The sequence below is a fragment of the Cryobacterium sp. PAMC25264 genome (assembly GCF_019443325.1).
Classification (GTDB): Bacteria; Actinomycetota; Actinomycetes; order Actinomycetales; family Microbacteriaceae; genus Cryobacterium.
Map to the genome: position 1 here is coordinate 3,152,739 of NZ_CP080383.1, position 14,960 is coordinate 3,167,698.

The 14,960-nt window shown below is 69.3% G+C and carries 13 protein-coding genes; 6 read left to right on the top strand and 7 right to left on the bottom strand.

Annotated features, from left to right (window positions below):
* Positions 1-34: 34 nt before the first annotated feature.
* From KY500_RS14675 to KY500_RS14690, 4 genes are all read right to left on the bottom strand, one after another.
* A complete protein-coding gene (locus tag KY500_RS14675; RefSeq protein ID WP_219901167.1) occupies positions 35-1,021 on the bottom strand; it encodes an ABC transporter permease in 987 nt (328 codons plus the stop codon).
* 20 nt (positions 1,022-1,041) lie between these two features.
* On the bottom strand, positions 1,042-2,547 hold the full coding sequence (locus KY500_RS14680; protein ID WP_219901168.1) for a sugar ABC transporter ATP-binding protein: 1,506 nt from the start codon (positions 2,545-2,547) through the stop codon (positions 1,042-1,044).
* Positions 2,544-3,578, bottom strand: coding sequence for a LacI family DNA-binding transcriptional regulator (locus KY500_RS14685; protein WP_219901169.1), 1,035 nt, complete (start codon positions 3,576-3,578; stop codon positions 2,544-2,546). The genes KY500_RS14680 and KY500_RS14685 overlap by 4 nt, the downstream gene beginning before the upstream one ends.
* Before the next feature lie 132 nt (positions 3,579-3,710).
* Positions 3,711-4,547 (bottom strand): SDR family NAD(P)-dependent oxidoreductase, encoded by an 837-nt coding sequence (locus KY500_RS14690; protein WP_219901170.1) that lies wholly within the window; start codon positions 4,545-4,547, stop codon positions 3,711-3,713.
* A 157-nt stretch (positions 4,548-4,704) separates the two neighbouring features.
* Between KY500_RS14690 and KY500_RS14695 the strand changes: the two genes are divergently transcribed.
* From KY500_RS14695 to acs, 4 genes are all read left to right on the top strand, one after another.
* Entirely contained in the window at positions 4,705-5,664 is a 960-nt protein-coding gene (locus KY500_RS14695) for an ABC transporter ATP-binding protein (RefSeq protein ID WP_219901171.1), read from the top strand.
* Between the two features lie 181 nt (positions 5,665-5,845).
* Positions 5,846-6,892: an aliphatic sulfonate ABC transporter substrate-binding protein gene (locus tag KY500_RS14700; RefSeq protein ID WP_219901172.1), complete on the top strand. Its 1,047-nt coding sequence runs from the start codon at positions 5,846-5,848 to the stop codon at positions 6,890-6,892.
* A 98-nt stretch (positions 6,893-6,990) separates the two neighbouring features.
* Entirely contained in the window at positions 6,991-7,797 is an 807-nt protein-coding gene (locus KY500_RS14705; protein ID WP_219901173.1) for an ABC transporter permease, read from the top strand.
* A 234-nt stretch (positions 7,798-8,031) separates the two neighbouring features.
* On the top strand, positions 8,032-10,167 hold the full coding sequence (acs, locus tag KY500_RS14710; protein WP_219901174.1) for an acetate--CoA ligase: 2,136 nt from the start codon (positions 8,032-8,034) through the stop codon (positions 10,165-10,167).
* An 87-nt stretch (positions 10,168-10,254) separates the two neighbouring features.
* On the opposite strand, the gene KY500_RS14715 is transcribed toward acs, so the two are convergent.
* From KY500_RS14715 to KY500_RS14725, 3 genes are all read right to left on the bottom strand, one after another.
* Positions 10,255-10,959, bottom strand: coding sequence for a triacylglycerol lipase (locus KY500_RS14715; RefSeq protein ID WP_255579391.1), 705 nt, complete (start codon positions 10,957-10,959; stop codon positions 10,255-10,257).
* Positions 10,956-11,753 (bottom strand): alpha/beta fold hydrolase, encoded by a 798-nt coding sequence (locus KY500_RS14720; RefSeq protein ID WP_219901175.1) that lies wholly within the window; start codon positions 11,751-11,753, stop codon positions 10,956-10,958. The genes KY500_RS14715 and KY500_RS14720 overlap by 4 nt, the downstream gene beginning before the upstream one ends.
* A gap of 71 nt (positions 11,754-11,824) precedes the next feature.
* Positions 11,825-12,850, bottom strand: a complete 1,026-nt coding sequence (locus KY500_RS14725; protein WP_219901176.1) for a diacylglycerol kinase family protein — start codon at positions 12,848-12,850, stop codon at positions 11,825-11,827.
* A gap of 256 nt (positions 12,851-13,106) precedes the next feature.
* Here KY500_RS14725 and KY500_RS14730 point away from each other — a divergent pair, with 256 nt between their 5' ends.
* Positions 13,107-13,700 (top strand): signal peptidase II, encoded by a 594-nt coding sequence (locus KY500_RS14730; protein ID WP_255579393.1) that lies wholly within the window; start codon positions 13,107-13,109, stop codon positions 13,698-13,700.
* 108 nt (positions 13,701-13,808) lie between these two features.
* Entirely contained in the window at positions 13,809-14,801 is a 993-nt protein-coding gene (locus tag KY500_RS14735) for an LLM class F420-dependent oxidoreductase (RefSeq protein WP_219901177.1), read from the top strand.
* Positions 14,802-14,960 lie beyond the last annotated feature (159 nt).

Genomic DNA, 14,960 nt, shown 5'->3' on the forward strand with positions numbered 1-14,960 from the left:
TTGTGGTGGGGCGGGAGAGGCGAAAGGTATGCGGTCAGCTGTTGCGGGTCTTGCGGCGCAGCACATCGGCGCCCACCGCGAGCGCGATGACCAGGCCGATCACGACCTGCTGCCAGAACGACGACACGTTGAGCAGGTTGAGGCCGTTGCGGATGACGACGAGCACCAGGGCGCCGATGAAGGTGCCGGAAATCTTTCCGAGCCCACCCGAGAGCGAGGCTCCGCCGATGACGACAGCGGCGATCGCATCCAGTTCATAGCCGGCGGCGGCCTGGGGCTGGGCGGAGTCGAGGCGGCCGGCGAGGAGGAGTCCGGCCAGGGCCGCGAAGAGGCCGGCGAGGGCGAAGACCGTGACGATGATGCGTTTGACCGGAAGCCCGGAGAGCCGGGCGGCCTCGGCGTTGCCGCCGACGGCATACATGGAGCGGCCGAGCACGGTGCGATTGAGGATAAACGAGGCGATCAGAGCGGCCAGGACCAGGATGACGATGGGCATCGGGACCGGGCCGATGTTGCCGCCGAGGAACGACACCTCCGGCGCGGTCTTGATCGGCCGGCCGTCGGAGATCACCAGGGTGAGGCCGCGTGCCACGCTCAGCATCGCAAGTGTCGCGATGAACGAGGGCAGCTTGCCGTAGGCATTGGCAGCGCCGTTGACGACGCCGGCGAGAAGGCCCACGATCAGGCCCGCGATCAGTGCCATCCAGCCGGGCAGGCCGGCGCTGATGAAGAACCAGCCCGAAGCCATGGCCGAGAGCGCCGCGACGGCACCGACCGAGAGGTCGATGCCGCCGGCGACGATGACGAAGGTCATGCCGAAGGCGAGCACGGCAACCGTCGACACCTGAATGCCGATGTTGAGCAGGTTCTGCCCGGTCAGGAAGTCCGGGGTGGCGATGACCAGCGCGATGCAGAGCACCACCAGGCCGACCAGGGCGCCGTTGTTGGCCAGGAAGGTCTTGTAGTCGAAGGAGCGTCGGGTGTGCGTCTCGGTGGACGGGGTTGCGGTCGTCGTTGACATGGGTGTGAGTTCCTTCTGGTTCAGCGCTGCGCGGAGGTGTCGCGGGCGGCGAGGGTCATGACTGTGTCTTGGGTGGCATCCGCGGCGCTGAGTTCGCCGGCCAGGCGGCCGTCGCGCATGACGAGGATGCGGTCGCTCATGCCCAGGATCTCGGGCAGCTCGCTGGAGACCATCACGATGGCTCCGCCGGCGGCGGTGATCGAGTTCATCAGCTCGTAGATCTCGACCTTGGCGCCCACGTCCACGCCGCGGGTCGGTTCGTCCAGCAGGAGCACTGTGGACGCGGCGATGATCCACCGGCCGAACACCGCCTTCTGCTGGTTGCCGCCGGACAGCGAGCGGATCGGCTGGTCGATGGTGTGCATCCGGATGCGGAGCTTCGCGGCGACGGCCTCAGCACGGGTGCGCTGTCCGGTGAAGTCGGCCAGGCCGAGCTTGGCGCTGGAGGCCAGGGTGGCGTAGCCGAGGTTGTCGTTGACCGAGGCATCCAGCACCAGGCCCTGGCCCTTGCGGTCTTCGGGAACATGGCCGATGCCGGCCTTGATGGCCGCCTTGATGTCGCCCTTGGGGAGCTTCTTACCGCGCACGGCGACGGAGCCGCTGTCGTACTTGTCGGCACCGGCGATGGCGCGGATCAGTTCGGTGCGGCCCGCCCCGACGAGCCCGGCGATACCGAGCACCTCACCGGCACGCACGGTGAAGCTGATGTCGTCGAACTGGCCGTCGCTGGTGAGGTTGGCCACGGTGAGCACCTCGGTGAGCGCCGGGGTCTCGTCTACCCGGCGCGGGAACTGGTCTTCGATGCTGCGGCCGACCATGAGCTTGACGAGTTCGTCTTCGGGAGTGGAGGCGGGGACTTCGGCGATGAAGTGGCCGTCGCGGATGACGGTGACGGTATCGCCGACCTCGGCGATCTCATCGAGGTGGTGACTGATGAAGAGCATGCCGACGCCACGACGGCGGAGGTCCGCCATCACGGCGAACAGGGCCTGGGTTTCGTGCCGGGTGAGCGCGGCGGTGGGTTCGTCCAGGATCAGCACCCGGGCGTTGATGCTCAGGGCTTTGGCGATTTCGACCAGCTGCTGCCGGGCGATGCCGAGCTGACCCACCGGGGTGTCCACGTCGATCTCGAGGCCGATCAGCGCCAGGGCCTCGCGCGCCTGGCGGCGCAGTTCCTTGCGGTCGACCATGCCGAACTTGGTAGGCATCCGGCCGAGCATCACGTTCTCGGCCACGCTCATGGTGGCGACCAGGTTGAGTTCCTGGTGGATGGTGGCGATGCCGTGGTCTTCGGCGGCCTTGGTGGTGGGCAGGGTCGTGACGGTGCCGTCGACGAGGATCTGGCCGCCGTCGGGTTGGTAGACACCGGCCACCATCTTGATCAGGGTGGACTTGCCGGCGCCATTCTCGCCGAGCAGAACCTGCACCTTACCGGGGTAGACACTCACGGTGACGTCCTGGATCACGGTGACCTGGCCGAAGGTCTTTGTCACGTTCTGCAGAGTGATCAGGGGGTGGTCGGTCATTTCTGGCTCCTTTGCCGAGATGTCGAGGGGTGGATCGGCGTGGCCGACGAGGCCCGCACGATCAGTTCGCTGGGCAGCACGACCGAATCCGGGGTCTGGCCGCTGATCACCTGCAGGAGCAGGTCGATGGCGATCCGGCCCATGTCCTCCACGCTGTGCGCGATCACGCTGAGGGCCGGGTTGAGCAGGGCGAACCACTCGATGTCGTCGAAGGCGACGAGGGCGATGTCGGTGCCGATCCGCAGGCCGAGTCTGTGCAGGATGCTGATGGCGCCGACGGCCATCAGGCTGTCGGCGGCGAGCAGCGCTGTCGGCGGATTCGTGAGGCTCATCAGGGCGTGCACGCCGGCCGAGCCGCTGGCGGCCTGGTAGTCACCGAAGTAGACCAACTCCGGGTCCTGGCTCAAGCCGGCTTCGGCAACGGCGCGCGTGAATGCTGCGTACCGGTCCCGGCCGGTGGAGGTGGCCTGCGGGCCGGAGATATATCCGATCCGGCTGTGGCCGAGCTCGGCGAGGTGCTGCACGGCCTGGCGGATTCCGGTTTCGCTGTCCGTGGTGACGCTGGGCAGGTCGAGGCCGGGAACCGTGCGGTCCACGAGCACCGTGGGAATCTTGCGGTCGATCAGGGCGCGGAGCCGGCCCCCGTCGTCGCCGACGGGCGCGACGATCACGCCGTCGACCCGGCGGGAGATGAGCGTGTCCAGGTAACGGTCCTGCTGGTCACCCTGCTCGTTGGCGTTACCGAGCAGCGTGACGTAGCCGGCGGAGAGGGCGGCCTGCTCGGCGGCATGCGCGAGATCGGCGAAGAACGGGTTGCGCACATCCGGCACCAGCAGGCCGAGGGAGGTGGACCGGGTGGAGCGCAGGGCCTGGGCCTGGGCGTTGGGCTGGTAGTCGAGCTCGGCGGCCGCGGCGGCGACCCGTTCACGGGTGTCGGCGGAGGTGGCGGGGTTGCCCGACAGGACCCTCGATGCGGTACCCACCGAGACGCCCGCGAGGGCGGCGACGTCCTTGATCGTTACGGCTTCCACAACCACTCCCTTGTGTACGTACGTGGAATCTATGGAATCGTTTCCATGGAATCGTTTCCATCGTACGTCGGGAGTTCAGAAGATGTCAACCGGGCCGAAGAGTCCGGCCGGCTCTGGAGGTGGCGGGAGCGCTCAGCGACGCCCGACGAAGGTGTCCATAGACCGGTACACGCCGAAGACCCGGCCCGCCACGACGTCCCAGGCGGCCAGCGGCAGCACGCCGCGCACCTTCTTGGACAGGCCCACCGTCCACGGCATCAAGAGCTGCGGCGTCCCGGCGAGCATCGCCCGCCACACCCGGTCCACCACGTGCTCCGGGGTCATGATGGGCGTGAACAACGGGCCGCGGGCACCATCGAACATGCCCGTGGAGATGTAGCTGGGCGCGATGGTGCTCACGCGCACGTGGTCGAAGCCCTGCTGCTGGAGCTCGAGGCGCAGGGAGTCGCTCCAGGCGATCACGGCCGCCTTCGACGCCGCGTAGACGCTCATGCGCGGGGTGGAGAGCATGCCGGCGGCGGAGGCGATGTTGACGATGCGGGACTCGCGGTAGGGGTTGCGCATCATGGCGGGCAGGAACTCGCGGGTGATGTACATCGGCGCGAGCGCATTCACCTGCATGGTGGCACGGGTGTCATCGCCGTTGTCGTGCTCCCAGAAGAAGGAACCACGCACGATACCGGCGTTGTTGATCACGATGTCGGGGTTACCCACCTCGGTGCGCACCCGCTGCGCGGTCTGCGCGATCGCGCCCAGATCGGAGATGTCCACGACGTACGGCGCGATCTGGGTGGCTCCGCCGGCGCGTTCGGTGAGGATCGCGGCGGTACTGGAGAGGCTCGCGGCGTCCCGGTCCCACAGGATCACGGCCCGGGCGCCCTCGGCGACGGCCCGTTCGGCGTACAGGCGGCCCATGCCCATGCCTGCACCTGTGATCAGTACCCGGGCTCCGGAAACGGTTCGTGTCATAGATCAATCATCCCAAGTCCCGGCTGCCCCTGGTCACTCCATCCGGATGTTGGACGCCGGGTTCAATTGCTACGTTGCGTTTCAGCACGGGGTGCGTGCCCGTGGCGGCCTGGGTAGCGTCGAAGAAACCTTCCCGCGACGACCCGATCGGCAGCCCATGTCCGCCAGCCCCGCAACGCGCACCACCGGCCGCCCGGTCCTGGGCACCGCCGGGGGCGAACGGCCCGCGCGCGTCAGCCGGCCGGCCGGAACCGACGCGGCCTTCGCCGTGGAGTTCAGCGGTCTGGGCCGCTCGTTCCCCACCGCGGCGGCACGTGGCCGGCGTCCGGCCGCCCCGGCCGTGCCGCGCCCGGTGCTGCGTGACGTGACGCTCTCGGTACGGCCCGGCGAGGTCCTCGCCATCCTCGGCACCAGCGGCTGCGGCAAGTCCACCCTGCTGCGCATCATTGGCGGGCTGGACTCCCCCAGCGCCGGGTCCGTGCGCATCGACGGGTCTCCCGTCACCGACTTCGATACCCGCTGCGCCGTGGGTTTTCAGGAGCCCCGCCTGCTGCCCTGGCGCACCGTGGCGGCCAATGTGGCCCTCGGCCTCCCGCGCGGCACCGCCCGCGAGGCCGGCCAGGCCCGCGTCGCCGAGCTCCTGGACCTGGTGGGGCTGTCGGCGTTCGCCGGCCACCGCCCCGCCGCCATCAGCGGTGGCATGGCCCAGCGCGCCTCGCTCGCCCGCGCCCTGGCCCGCAACCCCGGTGTGCTCCTGCTCGACGAACCGTTCGGGGCCCTGGATGCCCTCACCCGGCTCAAGATGCAGGACCTGCTGCTCGAGGTGCACGCCGCCGCCCCCACCACGGTGCTGCTCGTCACCCACGACGTCGACGAGGCGCTGCAGCTGGCCGACCGTATCATCCTGCTCGGTCAGGAGCCGGCCGGGACGGATGCCGCCATCCCCGGCGCCACGATCGTGCAGGAGCTCACCGTTCCCGGCCGGCGCCCCCGCGACCGAGGTTCGGCGGAACTCGCCGAGCTGCGCGGCCGTCTGCTCGCGGGCCTGGGCATCGACCGGCACGGCGACACCCGCGGAGTGCCCGCCGGAACCACCATCCCGCACTTCCCCTACTGACACCGACCCGCCCAACCCTCGACGTTCGCACAGCCCGATCGTGCGCCGGATCCACCCGCAGCATCCGAACCGCCGGCACCACCCGAACCATCCGAACCGCCCGCACCACATCCACAGCAATGGATACCCGCATCAGCTCGCGCACCCTGAGCCCCTTCCCGAATCCAACGAGAGACCTGTCATGAAGAAACGCTTCACAGCCACCGCCCTCATCGCCACCGCCGCTGCCTCCGCGCTACTGCTCACGGGCTGCGTCGCCGGCGAGAACCAGGCCTCCGCCGGGTCGGCCACCACCGACGACGACGGCGCCATCGTCACCGAGGGCGGCACCCTCAACATCGACTTCGCCACCTACAACCCGCTCAGCCTGGTGATCAAGGAGAAGGGCTGGCTCGAAGACGCCCTCGCCGACCAGGACATCACCGTCAACTGGGTGCAGTCCGCGGGCTCCAACAAGGCCAACGAGGCCCTGCGCGCCAACGCCATCGACGTCGGCTCCACCGCCGGATCCGCGGCCCTCCTCGCCCGCTCCAACGGCTCCCCCATCCAGGTGATCGACATCTACTCGCAGCCCGAGTGGTCCGCACTCGTCGTTCCGGAGGGTTCGGACATCACGTCGGTCGAAGACCTCAAGGGCAAGCAGATCGCGGCCACCAAGGGCACCGATCCCTACTTCTTCCTCCTGCAGTCCCTCGAGGAGGCCGGACTCAGCCCTGAGGACGTCACCGTGCAGAATCTGCAGCACGCCGACGGCTGGGCAGCCCTGCAGAACGGCTCCGTCGACGCCTGGGCCGGACTCGACCCGATCATGGCCGGCGCCGAAGCCGCCGGAGCCAAGCTGGTTTACCGCAATGTCGACTTCAACAGCTACGGCTTCCTCAACGCCACCGAGTCCTTCATCACCGAGAAGCCGGATGTTGCCCAGACCGTCGTCGACGTCTACGAGCACGCCCGGGACTGGGCCCTCACCCACGAGGACGAGACGGCCCAGATCCTCTCCGACGTGGCCGGTCTCGACCTCGCCGTCGCCACCAAGGTCATCACCGAGCGCTCCAACCTCGACGTCGACAACGTCCCCGGCGAGGCGCAGCTCACGGTGCTCACCACCATCGGCCCGATCTTCGTCGAGACCGGCGACGTTCTCGAACAGAAGCAGGTCGACGACGCCCTCGACACGATCATCAACGACACCTTCGCCACGAAGGCCGACCCGACGATCGTCGAGTAGCCCAGCGGATGCCGGGGCGGCAGCACTGTCGCCGCCCCGGCATCAGCCCCTCCGGACATGTATCTCCCGCACCTCACCCCCGCACGGAAGGACCACCGATGACCGAGACCCTGACCCCGGGCACGGCGCCAACCGTGCGGCGTCCGTTGACCTCCCGACGGAGTGCGCGCATCGTGGGTGGCCTGCTGCTGCCGGCGCTAGTCCTTCTCGCCTGGCAGCTCAGCAGCACCCTCGGCTTGATCACCGTCTCCCAGCTCCCGTCCCCGGCCATGGTCTGGGTCGCCACCGTCGATCTCTTCGAGCGCGGTGAACTCACGCTCTATGTCGCCATCTCCACGCAGCGCGTGCTGATCGGGTTCGCCGCGGGTGCGACCCTAGGCCTCATCGCGGGCTCACTCGTAGGGCTCTCCCGCGCGGCCGATATCCTTTTCGCGCCCACCCTGGGCGCCATCCGCGCGGTGCCCTCCTTGGCCTGGGTTCCGCTGCTGATCATCTGGCTCAAGTACGGCGAAGAATCCAAGATCGTGCTGGTGGCCATCGGCGCCTTCTTCCCCGTCTACACGACGGTGGCCCTGGCGCTTCGGCATGTGGACCGGCAGTTGGTTGAGGCCGGCCGAGCCTTCGGGCTACGCGGCGTGAAGCTCTTCGCCGCTGTGCAATTGCCCGCCGTGATCCCCTCGGTGATCTCCGGTTTCCGCCTCGCGCTAGCTCAGGCGTGGCTGTTCCTCGTCGCCGCCGAGCTCCTCGGCGCGTCGATGGGGCTGGGCTTCCTCCTGTCAGACTCGGGTACAAACGGCCGCATCGACCGCATCCTGCTCGCCATCATCCTGCTCGCCCTGCTCGGCAAGCTCACCGACGCCATCCTGGGCGTGTTCGAGAAGTACGCCATCAAGAAGTGGGCCTGACCGCGCCTCGCGGCGCGTGAAAGTGCTCGCCGCGTGCGAAGAAGCTCGCCGCGTGCGAAAAGTCGCTGACTATCCCACGCTGCGAGGCTTTTCACACGCTGCGACAGTTTTCGCGCGCCGCCGGGCCCGCACGTTACGCCGCGTTGCACCGCGCACTGCGACGGATGCCCGCGCTGCGTAGCGTCGAAGGTGCCCGATAGTTCCGCCCCCAGAACCAACCGCCGGAGTGTGCCCATGCCGAACCCCGACACCAGTACCGGTGCCAGCATCGGCGCCCGCGTCGACACCGGCACGGACACCAGCACCACGCACACCCCGGCTAGCCGAGCCGCCACCGCAGACTGGACCGACACCAGCGCCACGATCCGCAACCTCTCCACCGAACACCGCCGTTACCCGGCCCCGGCCACCTTCGCCGCCCAGGCCAACGTCGACGCGTCCTGGTACGACAAAGCCGCGGCAGACCCGGTCGCCTTCTGGACCGAGCAGGCCAACCGGCTCGACTGGGCCGAACCCTGGCACACCGACCACAGCTGGCAGCCCACCACTCCGGATGCCGAAGGGGTGCTGAGCGTGCCGCGCGCGGAGTGGTTCGCCGGCGGCACGCTCAACGTGGCGGTGAACTGCGTCGACCGGCACGTGGCCGCAGGCCGCGGCGACAAGGTCGCATTCCACTTCGAGGGCGAACCGGGCGATCGGCGCACCCTCAGCTACGCCGATCTCGAGAAGGAGGTCGCCCGGGCCGCGAACGCGCTCACCGACCTCGGCATCGAGAAGGGCGACCGGGTGGTCGTCTACCTCCCGGTGATCCCCGAGACCATCATCATCACCCTTGCGGTCGCCCGCATCGGCGCCATCCACTCGCTCGTGTTCGGCGGCTTCTCCGCCGAGGCGCTGCGCTTTCGTGTCGAGGACACCGGCGCCAAGCTACTCGTCACCACCGACGGCCAGTTCCGCCGCGGCAAGGCCGTGCCCGTCAAGCAGGCCGCCGACGAGGCCGTGGCCGGCGTGGACTCGATCGAGCATGTGCTCGTGGTGCGCCGCACGGGAGACCTCACCCCGGGCATCCCCTGGACCACCGGGCGCGACGTGTGGTGGCACGACACCGTCGACACGGCATCCGACACCCACGAGCCGGAGTTCTTCGACGCCGAGACACCGCTCTTCATCATCTACACCTCCGGCACCACGGGAAAGCCCAAGGGCCTGGTGCACACCAGCGGCGGCTACCTCACCCACGCGTCCTGGAGCCACTGGGCCGTGTTCGACGCCAAGGAGGACGACGTGCACTGGTGCACCGCCGACCTGGCCTGGGTCACCGCGCACAGCTACGTTCACTACGGGCCGCTCTCCAACGGCACCACTTCGGTGATCTACGAGGGCACTCCCAACACCCCCCACCCCGGCCGGCACTTCGAGATCATCGAGCGCTACGGTGTCACCACCTATTACACGGCGCCCACTCTCATCCGCACCTTCATGACCTGGTTCCCTGACGGCCTGCCGGCGGAGCACGACCTGTCCAGCATCCGCCTGCTCGGCTCGGTCGGCGAGGCGATCAACCCCGAGGCCTGGGTGTGGTTCCGGGAGAACATCGGTGCGGGCGAGGCTCCGATCGTGGACACCTGGTGGCAGTCGGAGACCGGCGCGGCCGTGATGGCGCCGCTGCCCGGGGTGAGCACCCTCAAACCCGGCTCAGCCCTGCGCGCCCTGCCCGGGCTGAGCACCCTGGTGGTGGATGACGCGGGCCAGCCTGTTTCGCACGGCACCGGCGGCTACCTGGTGCTGGCCGGCACCTGGCCGGGCATGGCCCGCACGGTGTGGGGTAACCCGGAGCGCTACCGCGACTCCTACTGGGCCCGGTTCGCGAAGCAGGGCTACTTCTTCTCGGGCGACGGCGCCAAGTATGACGACGACGGCGACATCTGGCTTCTCGGCCGGGTCGACGACGTGATCAACGTCTCCGGCCACCGGCTCTCCACCATCGAGATCGAGTCGGCGCTGGTCTCGCACCCGGCCGTCGGCGAGTCCGGCGTGGTGGGCGTCGCCGACGAGACGACCGGCGAGGGCATCGCCGCGTTCGTGATCCCCGCGGTGGCCCCGGCCACGGATGACCCGGAGGCCTGGCTGGCCCTGGCCGCCGAGCTGGCCCCGCAGCTGCGGGCGCACATCACCCACGAGATCGGCGCGGTGGCCAAACCCCGGGACGTGTTCCTGGTGCCGGATCTGCCCAAGACCCGCTCGGGTAAGATCATGCGCCGGCTGCTCGGCGACATCGTGGACGGCCGCCCTCTCGGCGATGTCACCTCGTTGCAGGACGACACCGTGCCCGGCCGCATCCAGGCCATCGTGCGAACCACCCGCACCTAGATCGCCAACTGTTGCCGAAGCGGACACGTGCACCCGGCGCACCGGGTGCAGAAGTCCGCACGGGAAACAGTGGGTCCGGAGTAGGGGCTACGCGCGGCCGACGGCGGCGAGCACGCGCCGCTGCGTTTCGGGGTGGCTCAGGATGCGGAAGTGGCCGCCCGTGTCGATGCGGACGTTCTCGGCGCCCGGCAGAGAGCTGCCCTCCGGGATGTGCGGATCGAACCGGCCGAAGATCGACACCACGCGCGCGTTCATCCGTTCGTCCGCTGAGAGTGCGAGCAGCGCTGGGTGCTTCGCCGCGAAGTCACGCAGGCTGGGCGTGGGCATGTACCGGGCATACCGCGACCCTGAGAACGGGGTGCTCACCGCCACCATCCGCGTCACCCGTGCCTCGGGATCCAGCTGGCTCATCAGGTACTTGCCGATCAGGCCGCCCTTGCTGTGAGCGACGATCACCACATCGTGCAGGTCCTGCCGGCATAGGTGCTCGGCCACGATGCGCGCCGACTCCACGATCGGCCGCCGATTGCTCTGCAGCAGCGTCACCACGTGTACCGGATGCCCGGCTTCGTGCAGCACGTCGATCAGCGGGCGCATGAAATGCCAGCTCTCGTAGATCCCGGGCAGGATCAGCACCGGCGTCGTGTCTCCCGTGCCGAAGTCGTCGGGCCGGGTGCGGGAAAGGGCCGCCCGCACCTGACCGATCGCGGCGTACCTGTAGTCGAGCAGCCAGGATCCAGCGTTGCGGGAGATCCCGCGCAGCCGGCCCTGGGGCGGCATCCGGGAGGTCATGGCGCGACCGGTTCGTCGACAGCGTGGTCGACCGTGTGGTCGGCCGGCACCCCGCCCCGCGCCGGCGCCCCGGCGTGCTCGCGAATGCCGGCGGCCGTGGCGGCAGCGCCGCTGAACTGCACCAGATGCCGGCCCGGCAGCTCCAGCAGGCGGCCCAGCGGGGCCGCGGCCGCGAGATGCACACCCCAGTCGTGCCGCGACACCGGGTCGTCCTGCCCGCGGATCACCAGGGTGGGAGCGGACACCTCCCGCAGCCGCAGGTCGGTGCGGTAGGCGAGCATCGGCCGAAGCGTGGCCAGATACCAGCGCGGACCACAGCGCAGGTAGTCGCCCAACACGATGACCGTGCCGCTGGCGGGTTCCTTGAAGGTGTCCCGGGCCAGGTCGAGGGCCTGCAGCAGCACCGACCCGCGGGCCGGGTCGGTGACGCCGCCGATCAGCACCAGGTGAGACACCAGCGCCGGGTGCCGCACGGCCGTCTCGGTCACGAACTGGGCGCCCATCGAATGACCGACCAACACGACGGGGCCGCCGCTGAGCGTCGGCAGCAGTTCGCCGAGGTAGTCGGCGTACTGCTCGATCGAGACGCCGTCCTCCGGTTTGGGCGACCGGCCGAAGCCGGGCAGGTCCACCGAGTGCACGGCGCCGGCGCCGGCGAGCTCCTGGTGCAGCCGCTCGAGGTATCGGTGGGACATGCCGATCCCGTGCACGAGCACGAACACCGGCGCATCCGTCGTGCCCGGGCCGGGAGTGGAGGCCACGGAGACGGTTTCGCCGGAGACCGGCAACTGCACCTCGCGGAGGCGGCGCCGGCCGCGTGGTCGCGGGCCTGCCGGTGCATCGTTCGGGACGGTGGGAACCCGGCTCACTCCCGGGGTACCCGCACCCGCAGCCCGCCGGCATCCACCCGGGCCTTGAACGCCGACACCGTGCCGAAGCCGTCGCCGTCGAGCTCGATCTCCTCGGGGTGGCTGAGCTTGACGACCACCTCGGTGCCCTTCACATAGTTGAGGGCATCGACCTCTTTGGACATCATCCGGCGGCCGATCGGGGTGCGCCGCAGCACCCCGTTCTCCCAGAGCACCTTTACCAGGATCTGCACCCAGCTGAGGAAACCCTCCGGGCGGAGCATCACGATCTCGAACTGGCCATCGTCGATCACGGCCTCGGGCAGCAGCAGAACATTCGCGGTGAGCAGCCCGGTGTTGCCCACGATCATGGTGTGCGCGCGCACCGACTTGGTGCTGCCGCCGTCAAGGCTGTACTTCATGCGCAACTGGTTCTTGTCGCGGAGCGCCGTGATGATCGCGCCCACATAGGCCAGCCAGCCGATGCGGGCCTTGAGCTCGTCGTTGGTGCTGGCGAGCATCTTGGCGTCCAAGCCCAGCCCGGCCATCACGAGGAACGCGTGCTTGGAGACGCTGTTGTCGGCGTGCCGGATGTCGATCCGGCCGATGTCGATCGGGCGGTCGACCCCGGTGAACGCCGTGGCGATCGAGTGCTCGAGGTTGTCGAGGGTGAGGTTGAGGTTACGCGCCAGCAGGTTGCCCGTGCCCGACGGCAACAGGGCCAGGGCTGCACTGCTCCCGTGCACGACCTCGGCCACGGCCCGCACTGTGCCGTCGCCGCCCGCCGCGATCACCACCGTCGCCCCGGCGTCGAGGGCCTGCTTGGCGGCACCCTGGCCCGGGTCTTCCTTCGAGGTCTCGAACCAGAGCGTCTCTCCCCAGCCGGCCTGGGCCTCCGCGGTCGCGACGACACGCTTGATGGCCTCGAGGTCGACCTTGATGGGGTTGTAGACCACGGCAGCCACGCCGGCGGCATCCGCAGCGGGCGACGGCGCGGGCACGTCGGCCGGGGCGTCGGTGGGGGCGTCGGTGGGTGATGACATGCGCGGTCTCCTCAGGCACGTGAGCGGATGATCACACTCGGGTCGATCCCGCCGCACCGGGCAGGCGCGGCGTACAGGTGCAACAACGCTACACGGCTCCCTCCGTAAGGGTTCTTACGAACGGTGCGCCGCGCGGCGCACACCCGGGCGGGGTTCCGGGCGGGGTTCCGGGCATCGAGCACACTGTGGAACGTACGCCCGGTCCGGCGTTCCGCTGCGGGCACCCACGCGGGGCGAGGGCTGAGATGATGGAGGGGTGACTTCTGCCTCCTCGACTCCGCCGCCGGCCCGCACCCGCTCGCGGCGGGCATCCCGGCTGGCGTGGCCTGCCTTCGGTATCGCCCTGCTCGTGATCATCCTCGACCAGGCCAGCAAGTGGTGGGCCGAGGCAGCGCTCGGCGACGGGCAGACCATTCCCGTGATCGGCGACCTGATCCGCTTCGTGCTGGTTTACAACCCGGGCGCCGCGTTCTCGATCGGCTCCGACTTCACCTGGGTGTTCGCGCTGCTCGCCGCGGCCGCCGTGGTGTTCATCGCCCGGCTCACCTGGCAGGTTCAGTCCCGCGGCTGGATGGTCGCACTCGGCCTGCTGCTCGGCGGCGCCACGACTCACCTGGGCGACCGGCTCTTCCGCGAACCGGGCTTCGCCCGAGGCCATGTGGTGGACTTCATCGGCTACGGCAACCTCTTCATCGGCAATGTCGCCGACATCGCGATCTTCGCCGGCGCCGTCATGCTCCTGGTGCTCACCGTGACGGGCGTGCGCATCCGCCCCGAATCTGTCGACGCCGCCCCTGCTGCCCCGGAGAGCCCCGAGCAGCCTCGCGACGCGACGACCAAACCCGAATAGCCCACGGCACCCTCACGCAGGACCGGCGTGGTCGTATCCGCGCGCCGGTTCGCCGACTCGGCGGGCCGCCCTGTACCGCCGCCGGCGTCGCAACCGTAGGCTGGGCCCATGCGATTCGGACTCTTCATTCCCCAGGGCTGGCGTCACGACCTGGTCGACATCGACCCGGCTGAACAGTGGGCTGCCATGAGCGGCCTCGCCGCGCACGCGGATGCTGGCGCCTGGGAATCCATCTGGGTGTACGACCACTTCCATACCGTTCCGGTGCCGAGCGAGCAGGCCACCCACGAGGCGTGGACGCTGATGAGCGCCTTTGCCGCCACCACCAGCCGGGTGCGGTTGGGCCAGATGTGCACCTGCATGAGCTACCGCAACCCCGCCTACCTGGCCAAGGTTGCGTCCACGATCGACATCATCTCCGGCGGCCGCGTCGAGATGGGCATCGGCGCCGGCTGGTACGAGCACGAGTGGCGCGCTTACGGCTACGGCTTCCCCCGCGCCGGCGAACGCCTCGCCCGTCTCGACGAGGGCGTGCAGATCATGCAACAGGCCTGGACCACGGGCACCGCCACCCTGGACGGCGAGCACTACCAGGTGGACGGCGCCATCGTGCGCCCGCTCCCGCTGCAAGAGGGCGGCATCCCGATCTGGATCGCCGGGGGCGGCGAGAAGGTCACGCTGCGCATCGCCGCCCAGTACGCGAACTACACTAACTTCGACGGCTCCCCCGAGGGCTTCAGCCACAAGAGCGACCTGCTGCGCGAGCACTGCGCCACGCTCGGCACCGACTTCGACGCCATCGTGCGCTCGGCCAACTACAACACCGTCATCGCGTCGACCGAGGCCGAGGTCGCCGACCGGCTCGACGCCATCCAGGATCGCGTCACGCCGTACCTGGGCGCGGAAGGCGCGGCCGATTTCATGGCCGAGTACCGCAGCGGCACCGCGCAGGCCGTGGGCACGCCCGAGCAGGTCGTGGAGCGGCTGAACGGCATGAAGGCGCGCGGGCTCGGCTACGCCATCCACTACTTCCCCGAGGCGGCCTACGACCGTTCCGGCATCGAACTCTTCGAGCGCGAGGTCATGCCCGCCCTGCTCTAGTGCCCCGGCCCCGGCCACCCAACTGTTGCCCGAACGGACATCTGCGCCCGGCGCACGGTATTTGTCAACCTGTTTGAGACAGGTTGGGTTTGGGTTTTTGGCGGGGGTCGTTGATGCATACCCGGCCCGGTAGGGCCGGGGGCTTGGGGTGTTGGGCGT